10 protein-coding genes are annotated in these 11,206 nt (G+C 70.6%); 3 read left to right on the top strand and 7 right to left on the bottom strand.

The genetic code is table 11. The features are described 5' to 3' along the window. Positions 1-104: 104 nt before the first annotated feature. Entirely contained in the window at positions 105-1,700 is a 1,596-nt protein-coding gene (locus DLJ59_RS28525; protein ID WP_124776319.1) for a phytoene desaturase family protein, read from the top strand. A 105-nt stretch (positions 1,701-1,805) separates the two neighbouring features. On the opposite strand, the gene DLJ59_RS28520 is transcribed toward DLJ59_RS28525, so the two are convergent. Then, positions 1,806-3,386 carry a Rieske 2Fe-2S domain-containing protein gene (locus DLJ59_RS28520; RefSeq protein ID WP_124776317.1) on the bottom strand — a complete coding sequence of 527 codons (1,581 nt, stop codon included), beginning with the start codon at positions 3,384-3,386 and terminating at the stop codon, positions 1,806-1,808. Positions 3,387-3,583: 197 nt separating this feature from the next. On the opposite strand from DLJ59_RS28520, the gene DLJ59_RS28515 reads away from it, so the two are divergent. Continuing rightward, positions 3,584-3,805, top strand: a complete 222-nt coding sequence (locus DLJ59_RS28515; RefSeq protein ID WP_124776315.1) for a DUF2631 domain-containing protein — start codon at positions 3,584-3,586, stop codon at positions 3,803-3,805. Positions 3,806-3,890: 85 nt separating this feature from the next. On the opposite strand, the gene DLJ59_RS28510 is transcribed toward DLJ59_RS28515, so the two are convergent. From DLJ59_RS28510 to DLJ59_RS28500, 3 genes are all read right to left on the bottom strand, one after another. After that, positions 3,891-5,105, bottom strand: a complete 1,215-nt coding sequence (locus tag DLJ59_RS28510; RefSeq protein ID WP_124776313.1) for a DivIVA domain-containing protein — start codon at positions 5,103-5,105, stop codon at positions 3,891-3,893. A gap of 31 nt (positions 5,106-5,136) precedes the next feature. Next, a complete protein-coding gene (gene rlmN / locus DLJ59_RS28505; protein ID WP_124776311.1) occupies positions 5,137-6,294 on the bottom strand; it encodes a dual-specificity RNA methyltransferase RlmN in 1,158 nt (385 codons plus the stop codon). Positions 6,295-6,398: 104 nt separating this feature from the next. After that, positions 6,399-7,817 (bottom strand): phosphatidate cytidylyltransferase, encoded by a 1,419-nt coding sequence (locus DLJ59_RS28500; RefSeq protein ID WP_124776309.1) that lies wholly within the window; start codon positions 7,815-7,817, stop codon positions 6,399-6,401. Between the two features lie 384 nt (positions 7,818-8,201). On the opposite strand from DLJ59_RS28500, the gene DLJ59_RS28495 reads away from it, so the two are divergent. Then, positions 8,202-8,645: a hypothetical protein gene (locus DLJ59_RS28495; protein ID WP_124776307.1), complete on the top strand. Its 444-nt coding sequence runs from the start codon at positions 8,202-8,204 to the stop codon at positions 8,643-8,645. Positions 8,646-8,705: 60 nt separating this feature from the next. On the opposite strand, the gene frr is transcribed toward DLJ59_RS28495, so the two are convergent. From frr to tsf, 3 genes are all read right to left on the bottom strand, one after another. Further along, positions 8,706-9,263: a ribosome recycling factor gene (gene frr / locus DLJ59_RS28490; RefSeq protein ID WP_124776305.1), complete on the bottom strand. Its 558-nt coding sequence runs from the start codon at positions 9,261-9,263 to the stop codon at positions 8,706-8,708. A gap of 82 nt (positions 9,264-9,345) precedes the next feature. Next, positions 9,346-10,113, bottom strand: a complete 768-nt coding sequence (pyrH, locus tag DLJ59_RS28485; RefSeq protein ID WP_030335195.1) for a UMP kinase — start codon at positions 10,111-10,113, stop codon at positions 9,346-9,348. 161 nt (positions 10,114-10,274) lie between these two features. Further along, entirely contained in the window at positions 10,275-11,102 is an 828-nt protein-coding gene (gene tsf, locus DLJ59_RS28480; protein WP_124776303.1) for a translation elongation factor Ts, read from the bottom strand. Positions 11,103-11,206 lie beyond the last annotated feature (104 nt).

Below are 11,206 nucleotides of genomic sequence, written 5' to 3'. Positions count from 1 at the left end.
GTCCCCGGTGATCAAGAGGTTTGCGTCACCGAACGGCCGTCGAATGACGCAAACCTCTTGATCACCGGGGACGGGGTGGGTGGGGCGGACTAGGCTGCGGCGGCATGAGTGGTGAGATTCCGGCTCAGGCCGACGTCGTGATCGTCGGTGCCGGGCACAACGGTCTGGTCTCCGCCGTCCTGCTGGCCCGCGCCGGCCTGGACGTCCTCGTGTTGGAGGCCGCCGACGTGATCGGCGGCGCGACCCGCACCGAGAACCCGTTCCCGAAGGTGCCGGGGCTGCGCCACTCCACCGGCTCGTACCTGCTCGGGCTGATGCCCCCGGAACTGCTCGCCACGCTCGACGTACGGATCCCGGTGCTGCGCCGCGACCCGCACTACTTCCTCCCCACCCCGGGCGGCCTCGGCTCGCCGTACCTGCTCTTCGGCAGGGACACCGCCGCCACCCGGGCACAGCTCGCCGAGTTCTTCTCCCCCGCCGACGTGGCGGCCGACGATGCGATGCAGGCCGAGCTGGCCGCGCTGCGGGAAGACCTGGCGCCGGCCTGGCTGGCAGAGCCGCTGAACGTGCAGGAGACCGCCGAGCGGTACGTCCGCCCGGCGCTGCGTGAGGTCTTCGTCGACCTGGTGCAGGGCTCCGTCGCCGACTACCTGGCCCGGTTCGAGTTCCGTTCCGAGCTGCTGGTCAGCATGTACGCGGTCACCGACGGCCTGTCCGGGCTCAACGCCGGCCCGGACGACCCCGGAACCGGGCACAACTTCCTCGTGCACAACATGTGCAGACTGCCCGGCTCCGACGGCACCTGGATGATCGCCGAGGGCGGGATGGGCACGGTGTCGCGGACGTTCGCCGAGGCCGCGCGCGCCGCCGGAGCGACGATTCTGACCGGTACGCCGGTACACGCGGTGACAGTGGACGGCGGCGCGGCGAGCGGGGTGGTGCTGGCCGACGGCCGGGAGGTGGCCGCCCGGGTGGTGCTCGGCGCGTGTGACCCGTACCGGCTGATGGACCTGTTGCCCGACGGCGCGCTCCCGGCGCGGCTCGGTGAACGGATGGCGGCGGTCCGCCGGCCCGGCACCACCCTCAAGCTCAACCTGGCGCTCACCGGGCTGCCGCGGTTCTCCTGCCTGCCGGACGGTACGCCGAGCCCGTTCGGCTCGACCATCCACCTGCTGCCCGGGTCGGCGTCGCTGGTCGGCGGGGCGGCCACCTCGCCGATGACCGCGCTGCGAGCGATGTGGGCGGATGTGCAGGCTGGGCGACTGCCGGCGGAGCCCACCATCGAGTGGTACCTGCACACCACAGTCGACCCGTCGCTCTCCGACGCGGCCGGGCACCACTCGTCGGCGCTCTTCGTCCAGTCCGTCCCCTACGAGCTGGCCGGCACCACCTGGGACGCGGCGCTGCCCGGCTACGTCGACCGGCTCATCGGGATCGTCGAGAGGTACGCCCCCGGCACCGCCGACCTGATCGCCGACGTGGTGCCGCTGCCACCGCCGGGCATCGAGGCACACTTCGGCATCACCGGCGGGCACATCCACCACGTCGACAACACCGTCTCATTCACCGACCGGATGCCCTACGCCACCGGCATCGACGGTGTGTACGCCGGCAGCGCCGGCTGCCACCCGGCCGGCAGCGTCATCGGCGCAGCCGGCCACAACGCCGCCAACCGCATCCTCAAAGACCTGTCCCGCTAAAAACCGTCCCCCACCCCCACCTCAGACCCGCGTTGATCATGAAGTTATTGCCACGACTCGCCGACGGCGGTGGCAATAACTTCATGATCGATCAGGCCGGGGGGGTCAGATCGCCGCTTCGCCGGCGGGGGCTGGGGTTTCCGCGTCTACCCGGTGGGCGCGGACCTTGTGGCCGACGCTGGTGAGGCAGCGGCCAGAGGGCAGGTCGAAGCGCCAGCCGTGCAGCTGGCAGGTGAGCTGGTCGCCCTCGACGATCCCGAAGCGGGTCAGGTCGGCCTTCAGGTGCGGGCAGCGGCGCTGCACCACCCAGTCGCCCAACGTGATGTCCTCGGCGTCGGTGCTGCGTTCGTGCTCGTCGTACCAGCCCTCGGCGTACTGGAGGCGCTCCTCGGAGAGGCACTTGAAGAACGCGTAGACGAACTCGTTGTACTGGCCGATCCGGGCCGCCGAGAACCGGCAGGACAGGAAGAGCGAGTTGACCCAGTCCACCTCGTCGATGAAGAGCAGGTGCTCGATCAGCGACCGCTCGGTCCGGAACCGGTAGCGCACCTTCTCGTCCGCGTACGGCCGGACCTCCTTGCCGGGAAAGTCCACCACGATCGACTCGACGCTCTCGCCGTCATACCCCACCAGGTCGAAACGGACCGGACCGCCGACCCCCTTGGCCAGGTAGATCGACTCGTCGAGCAGCGGCTCGATCCGACGCTTCATCTCAGCGAGCACGTCCACCTCGGGGTGCCGCCAGGACGCCTTCTCCGCCTCGATGATCGGGCGCTTGCGCTCCCGCATCTCCTCCAGGTGGGCGACCTTGTTCGCGAAGAACTCGTCCACCGGCACGGGGTGGGTGGTGCTCGCGCCCTCGGTGGTGACCTCGGCGACGCTGCCCGGCAGCAGCACGATCCCGTTGGTGCCGCCGACCTTGGCGTACTCCGACAGGAAGACCGACTGGTCGGGGAAGATGTTGCCCTCGTCGCCGTGGATGTCGTTGAACTGCCACAGGGCGTCGTCGAGGAAACACGGCGGGCCGGCGATCGGGAAGACGTGCGACGCCTTCAGGTCGTCGATGTACCGCCAGGTCCGGTCGAACTGCCGGTCGCGCTTCTGCTTGCCGAACGCGGTCTTCGCCGCCTGCGGCAGCTCGTAGACCATCGGGTACCAGATCGCACCAGAGAACTGGAGCAGATGCGCGTGCACGTGCCCCAGCTCGGCGAAGACGCTCAGGTCGGTGGGGCGGGCGTCATTCTGGTTGAGCAGCCGCACCCCCTCGTACTCCACCCAGAGCGAGGAGTCGCCGATCGGCCCGTCGGTCGGGCTGGTCAACGCCTGAATCATGATCTTCAAGCCGCCGGGCAGCTCCACCACCTGCTCGTTGGGCGCCTTCAGGAACTTGGTGAAGCCCAGCGCCCGGAACTCGTCCTCCATCTCCGAGGTGGGGAATTCGGGGAGCAGGACGGTGGCGTCCTTCGAGACGAAGTCCCGCAGGTGCTTCGCGTCGAAGTGGTCCCGGTGCAGGTGGGAGACGTACAGGTAGTCGACCTGACCCAGACTCTCCCAGTCCAGGAGCGAATTGTCCGGAAACGGGAACCACGACGCGAAGTAGGCCGGATTCACCCACGGGTCGCACAGGATGCTGCCCGCGGCCGTGTCGATCCGCATGCTGGCGTGCCCGGTTCCGGTCACTCGCACCGCACAGTCCCCCTCAAACAGACAATCAGGTGTACGCCAAACGCTACCGGAGCGAGTCTGACCACCGCCCCGCGACGCCGGTAGTGCCATTCAGCCCAGGTGGGCAGGGCCGATGGCCAGGAAACCCCCACCCCACCGCGCCGCGCACGAGGCGTGCCAGACTAACCAAAGATCCGATCGCGAGGGAAGGACCGACAGTGGCAGGAAGCGAGCCGGTAACGTCGCCAGACCAGCACAAGCCCGGGCACCGCAAGGCCGGGCAGATCGGCGCCGTGCTGTCCGCACTGGCGCTGCTGGCGATGATCTGCGGCAACCACGAGGGCAAGGTCGAGGACATCTGGCTGATCGGCCTGGCCGCGCTGCTGCTGATCATCGTGATCGGCGACATCGTGCTGCGGCGCAACGGGCTGCGCTCCTGACCCGACCCACCGCCGGACGACCGGCCGAGAACGCCGAGGGCCCGCCCCCACCCGGGGGACGGGCCCTCGTCCGTACGCGTCGGGATCAGCGCCCGAAGAGAATGTCCTGCACGTCCTTGAGCGCGGCGTCGACCTCGGCCTCGAAGTAGCCACCCGGCACCAGGCCGAACCGGAGCGTGTCCAGGTCCTTCGGGTCGACCGGCATCGGGTTGCGGCGCTGCATGCCACCGAGCAGCGTGTCGAAGAACCGGTCCACCTGGTCGGGGTCGTACCCGCTGCCGAACCGACGCACCTGGAAGCTACGGCGGATCTGGTCGACCCGGTACAGGTCGCTGCCGGGCGGACCGGCCATCGGGGGGCCACCCATGGGCGGACCACCCATCGGCGGACCGGCCACCGCGGGCGGGCCGGCCATCGGCGGGCCCGCCATCGGCGGACCACCCATGCCCTGCTGCGGCAGCGGAGGCGGACCGGCCGGACCACGGCGCATGTCGCGCAGGTCCCGCTCCGGCATCCGGATCTCGGCGGTCATGTCGGCGCGACCGTGCCGCCCGGCCTCGAAGCCGTCAAAGCGCGGCTCCTCCGGCGGCGGCGGATACCCGCCGGGCGCCCGCTGGTCGTCGGGGCCGTAACCGCCACGCTGATCATCCGGGCCGTACCCACCGGGTGAGCGCTGGTCGTCCGGGCCGTACCCACCGGGTGAGCGCTGGTCGTCCGGGCCGTACCCACTGGGGCCGGCGGGCAGACCGCGCTGCGGCATGCCGTGGCCACCCATCGGACCGGGGCCCATCGGGCCACCCGGACCCATCGGAGGACCGGCCGGGCCACGTGGCGCGTCGTAACCACCGCCGCGAGGGGCGTCGTACCCACCGGCGAAGGCACCGGTCGGCTCGTCGTAGCGACCGTAGGGCGGGCCGGCCTGCGCGGGCATCGGCCGGGGCGGCATCGGCTGCGGAACCATGCCCCGGTCATCACGCATCGGCATCGGCGGCCCCATCCGGTCCTGTGGGCCCATCCGGTCACCCATCCGGGGGTCGCCACCGCGCCCGGCGCTGTTGCGCTCCTCCAGCTCGGCCAGCTGCCGCTCGACCCGATCCAGGTGCAGGTCGACCTGCCACTCGTCGTAGCCGTTGAAACGGACCCGGAAGACGACGTCGTGAACCTCCTGGGAGGCCACCGGGGCGCCGACCTGTCGGCCGTCGAGCGTCGCCTCGACCCGGTCGAGGAAGGCATCCACCTCGTCGACCTTGTATCCCCGGCGGAGCGCCTTGCGCCGGAAACGCTGACCCTGACTCGCCACTATGTCTCCTGGTCTCGTTCGCCACGCCCGGTCACGCCGGTGCCTCTCCGGCGCGGTCGGTGAAGGTGTCGTTGTCCTCGGCGGCGGCGAGCTGGCCACACGCGCCGTCGATCTCGCGACCCCGGGTGTCCCGAACTGTGGTGGACACCCCGGCCTCGCGCAACCGCCGGACGAACTCCCGCTCGACCGGCTTCGGGCTCGCGTCCCAGCGGCTGCCCGGCGTCGGATTGAGCGGAATGAGGTTCACGTGGGCCAACTTGCCGGCCAGCAGCCGCCCGAGCAGGTCGGCTCGCCACGGCTGGTCGTTCACGTCCTTGATCATCGCGTACTCGATCGACACGCGGCGGCCCGTCCGGGCGGCGTAGTCCCACGCTGCGTCCAGCACCTCGGCTACCTTCCAGCGCTGGTTTACCGGCACGAGTTCGTCGCGCAGATCATCATCAGGCGCGTGCAACGACAGCGCAAGGGTCACTGAGAGGTCTTCGCTGGCCAGTCGGCGGATGGCCGGAACCAGGCCAACCGTGGAAACGGTGATGTGCCGCTGGGACAGACCGAGCCCCTCCGGAGCCGGGCTGACCAGGCGACGGATCGCCCCGATCACCCGGTTGTAGTTGGCCAGCGGCTCGCCCATGCCCATGAAGACGACACGCGACAGCCTCGGCGGGGAACCCGCGACCACACCGGAGGCGGCCACCCCGGCCATGTACACCGCCTGGTCGACGATCTCCGCCGTCGACAGGTTACGGGTCAACCCGCCCTGGCCGGTCGCGCAGAACGGACAGGCCATGCCGCACCCCGCCTGGCTGGAGATGCAGACGGTCACCCGGTCCGGGTAGCCCATCAGCACGCTCTCCACCAGCGCACCGTCGTGCAGCCGCCAGAGCGCCTTGCGGGTCGCGCCGTCGTCGCAGGCCAACTCGCGTACCGGGGTGAGCAGCGTCGGCAGCAACTGGTCGGCCAGCCGTTCGCGGGTCGCCGCGGGCAGGTCGGTCATCTCCTGCGGGTCGCGGACCAACCGCCCGAAGTAGTGGTTGGAGATCTGCTTGGCGCGGAAGGCCGGCTCCCCCAATCCGGAAACCAACGCCTGGCGGCCGGCCAGGTCCAGGTCAGCGAGGTGCTGAGGGGGCATGGAGGCCCGGCGCGCGGCGGGGGCGACCGAGATGGCGGGGATCAAGGGCAGACTCGTCATGGCTGCTCCAGTGTGTCACGCCACCGGCGGCGGGTGCCGGTCCGGAGGTGCCGCACGAGGCGCGACCGTCGGAGCCGGATGACCGGGTAGCCGTGATTCATGCCTCAGCTCACCACCGGCACGAGGACCGCCAACAGCAGGTAGGCCGTCGGCACCGCGAACAGGATCGAGTCCAGTCGGTCCATCAGACCACCGTGGCCGGGCAGCAGGTTGCTCATGTCCTTCACGCCGAGATCCCGCTTGATCATCGACTCGGCCAGGTCGCCGAGGACCGCCGCGCAGGAGACGGCCACCCCGAACAGCGCACCCCACCAGGGGGCCACCTCGAACATCAGCCACAGCAGCAACGCGCTGCCCAGGGCCGCCGCGGTGACCGAGCCGGCGAAGCCCTCCCAGGACTTCTTCGGGCTGATCGACGGTGCCATCGGGTGCTTGCCGAAGGAGACCCCGGCCGCGTACCCACCGGTGTCGGAGAGGACCACCCCGATCAGGGTGGCCAGGATGCGCAGGTACCCATCCTCGGGGGCAGCCGCCAGCAACGCCGCGAATCCGGCGAGGAACGGCACGTAGACAGCGATCAGGGTGGCCGCGGTGAGATCCCGCTGGAACCCGGCCGGCCCGTCACCCAACCGCCAGATCATGGTGCCCAGCACCGTGACCAGCAGCCCCAGGCTGAGCGCGTCCGGCCCAGCGAACCAGGCCAGCCCCACGGTCAGCACACCGCCGGCGATCAGCGGCACCAGCGGCGGGTGCGCGCCGCTGCGTCGGACCGCCCGGGCCATCTCCCAACTGCCGATGGCGACCGCGGCGGCGATCACCGGCAGGAACGCCAACGGGTAGACCAGCAGCGGCACCACGATCAGCGCACCGAGGCCGAGCCCGACCCCGATCGCCGCGGGAAGGTTGCGCCCGGCCCGTCCGGCGCCCGCCTGCTGGGTGGCCGGCCGGTCGAGGCTGGCCCGCCGTCGCCCCTTCGGTCGTCGACCGGTCGCCGGAGCCTCGTCCGGCACCACCTCGGCCCGGACGGGCTCGAGCTGCTCGGTCGGGTAACCCGGGTCGTCGAAACGGGCGGGAGGGCCGTCGAGGTGGCTCGGCGCGTCGAAACGCCCACGGTCCGGGCCGTCGTAACGGGGCGGCCCGTCGCCAGCGGCGGCAGGTCGGTCCGGGTACCGGTCGCCACGAACCCGGTCGTCGTACCGGTCGGGCTGGTTGCGGTCGTCCACGTGCCGGTCGCGGTCGTCGAAGCGGCCGTGCCGGTCGCGGTCGTCGAAGCGGCCGTGCCGGTCGCGGTCGTCGAAGCGGTCGTCCGGGCGGACCGGGCGGCCACGCTCGTCGTACGGGTCCGCCGGGTGCGGGTCGGCGTACGGCCGGGCGTGCGGGTCGGCGTACAGCTCAGGGCCGGCGGCCGGACGGCGGCTCCACTGACCGGCCTCCAACTCCTGGTCCGGCCAGGGCAGCGCCACCTGGCGCTCCGGTCGGTCCCAGCCGCGGGGCTCGCTGCCGTAGGGGTCGGGGTGGGACATCACGCACCGCGACGCGGCACGAGATCCACCACATGACGCAAGACCACAAGCATCCCCTACACGTGCGATGTTCCTCCGATTGACCGCCCCGACGGTCGGTCGATCCCCGGTGTTCACCACCCGGTGGCCGGGAATCCTGCCGAGCCTACTGCACACACCGGACCGGCACGGCGGACGAGGCACGCCGACGGACCTCACCCCTCGCCGCCAGGCCACCGGCCAGCGACGCACACCCATTCGGTACGACAGAGCGCCGGCGATCCGCAGCCGTCGATCCGACTCGTCACGTGCTCGATCGAGTACTGAGCCGACACTCCCGGCGTGGTCCGCTGGTCGGACGCGCCGGCACCGGCCAGCGCGTCCGAACGGGGGAAGGACACTCACATGTACAAGTTCGGTCTCGCGGCGCTGACGGTGACCACCATGGTCCTGGCAGCAGCGTCACCGGCCGCCGCCACCACGGCACGGACCAGCATCACCATCGACCGCCACGCCAGCGAGCTGTTCCCGTTCGAGCCGCCCGCCGGTGAGCCGGGCGTGACGTACCCGGCAACGTCGGTCGCCGCCACCGCCCGGAACTGCCCGGCCGGCATCGTCCTCATGTCCGCCTCGCTGGTGCAGGACGACCTGCCGACCCTCTGGGCCACCGGGGGACGCGGCGCCGGCGAGATCGTCTGCGACGGCGGCACTGTCGAACTCACCATGGCGTTCGCCCGGATCGCTCCGGCGCTGCACCCCGGCCGGGCCACCGCCCGCTTCGCACTGCGTGACTGGGACACCGGCGAGCAGTTCGCCGAGAGCACCAGGACCGTCTGGATCCCCTGCTGACCCGCTGACCTACAGTACGAGGCCCGTTCCCGGCGTCGGGAACGGGCCTCGAAGCATGGCTCACACCTCGAGCAGCTCGGTTTCCTTGTGCTTCACCAGGTCGTCGATGCTGGCCACGTAGCGCTGGGTCAGGTCGTCGAGTTCCTTCTCGGCGCGACGGCCCTCGTCCTCGCCGGCCTCGCCGTCCTTGACGATCCGGTCCAGCTCCTCCTTGGCACGGCGGCGGACGTTGCGGATCGCCACCTTGGCCTCCTCGCCCTTGTGCCGAGCCACCTTGATCATCTCGCGGCGGCGTTCCTCGGTCATCTGCGGGAGCAGGATGCGCAGCTGGGTGCCCTCGTTGTTCGGGTTCACCCCGAGGTCCGAGTCGCGGATCGCCTTTTCCATGGCGTTGAGCTGCGAGTTGTCGTACGGCTTGATGATGGCCATCCGCGGCTCGGGAACCGCGATGGACGCCATCTGCGTCAGCGGCGTGGGCGTGCCGTAGTAGTCGATGATGACCTTCGAGAACATGGCGGCGTTGGCGCGACCGGTACGGATGGCGCCGAACTCCTCCTTGGCGTGCTCAACCGCACGCTCCATCTTCTCCTCGGCCTCGAGGAGGGTGTCGTCGATCACCGGTCTCCTCGCCTCCTTCTGTGCTCGTCGTGGGCTCTGCTGAAAGTCGTCAGACCGCTGCTGTCGTCGCCATCGGCGGGACTCAGGCGGTGATCAGGGTGCCGATCTTGTCGCCACCCACCGCGCGGATGATGGTGTCGTCACCCTGCGCGCCGAAGACCAGCATCGGCAGGCCGTTCTCCATGCAGAGGCTGAACGCCGCCGCGTCGGCCACCCGCAGGTTGCGGCGCAGCACCTCGGAGAAGGTGATCGAGTCGAGCTTGCTGGCGGTGGGGTCGATCCGCGGGTCGGCGGTGTAGACGCCGTCCACGCCGTTCTTGCTCATCAGCACCACGTCGGCCCGGATCTCCAGCGCCCGCTGGGCGGCCACCGTGTCGGTGGAGAAGTACGGCATCCCGGCGCCGGCGCCGAAGATGACCACGCGGCCCTTCTCCAGGTGCCGGATGGCCCGCAGCGGGATGTACGGCTCGGCCACCTGCGCCATCGTGATGGCACTCTGCACCCGGGTCTCGATGCCCTCCTTCTCCAGGAAGTCCTGAAGAGCGAGGCAGTTCATCACGGTGCCGAGCATGCCCATGTAGTCGGCGCGGGCCCGGTCCATCCCACGCTTCTGCAGCTCCGCGCCGCGGAAGAAGTTGCCGCCGCCGACCACCACGGAGACCTGCACGCCGCGGCGGACCACGGTGGCGATCTGCCGGGCGATGGCCTGGACGACGTCCGGGTCGACGCCGATCGCGCCGCCACCGAAGACCTCACCGGAGAGCTTCAGCACCACCCGGCGGGCGCGCCCCGGCGGCGGTGCCGTCGGATCGTCCAGCTCCAGCGTCCGGTCACTCACAACCTGCGTCATCCGCCCCGCCCTTCCCCACGCGCACGCCCCGTGCGGCGCGTACCGCGAACCTGCCGCTGCCGACCCTATGTGACGAGGAGGCCGCGGTGCCTGTCACGTACACCGGCGGCCTCCTCGTTGACGTCTTCTGCTCACGGGCGCGTGTGGCGCCCGCTGGCGGCTCAGGCCTGGCCGACCTCGAACCGCACGAAGCGGGTGACCTCGATGCCGGCCTCGGCCAGCAGCTGCTTCACCGACTTCTTGTTGTCGGCCACCGACGCCTGCTCGATCAGGACGAAGTCCTTGAAGAAGGAGTTCACCCGACCCTCGATGATCTTCGGCAGGGCCGCCTCGGGCTTGTTCTCCTCGCGGGCGGTCTGCTCGGCGATGCGCCGCTCGGACTCGACGACCTCAGCCGGAACCTCGTCCCGGGTGAGGTACTTCGGCCGCATCGCGGCGATCTGCATCGCCACACCACGGGCGTCGGCGTCGCCGGCCTCGTCGCTCTTGCCGGTGTACGACACCAGCACGCCGACGGCCGGCGGCAGGTCCTGGGCCTTGCGGTGCAGGTAGATGGCGATGGTGCCCTCGACCCGGGCGAACCGGTTGAGCACCAGCTTCTCGCCGATCTTGGCGGACTGCTCCTGGATCAGGTCCGCGACGACCTTGCCGTCGAGCTCGGTGGCGAGCAGCTCCTCGGCGGTGTTCACGCCGGAGCGGTCACCGTGCTCGACCAGCTGCTGGGCCAGCGCGATGAACGAGTCGGTCTTGGCGACGAAGTCGGTCTCGCAGTTCAGCTCGAGCAGCGACTTGCCGGAGTGGGCGACCAGGCCGTTCGCGGCCGTACGGCCGGCCCGCTTGCCGACGTCCTTGGCGCCCTTGACGCGCAGGATCTCGACGGCCTTGTCGAAGTCGCCCTCGGCCTCGGTCAGCGCCTTCTTGCTGTCCATCATGCCGGCGCCGGTGAGGTCGCGGAGCTTCTTGACGTCCGCGGCGGTGATTTGGGACATGGCTCTCTCTTCGGTGTTGAGACGGCGTGTGGATGGTCAGAGGTGCCGGTTACCCGGATCCGGGCGGATCGTGCCCGGCGTACCGTCGCTGCCCGCCGTTCGCG

This window comes from Micromonospora inaquosa (assembly GCF_003857055.1).
Taxonomy (GTDB): domain Bacteria; phylum Actinomycetota; class Actinomycetes; order Mycobacteriales; family Micromonosporaceae; genus Micromonospora; species Micromonospora inaquosa.
Note: the sequence above shows the minus strand (reverse complement) of the source record. Positions and strands in the feature narration are given on the sequence as shown.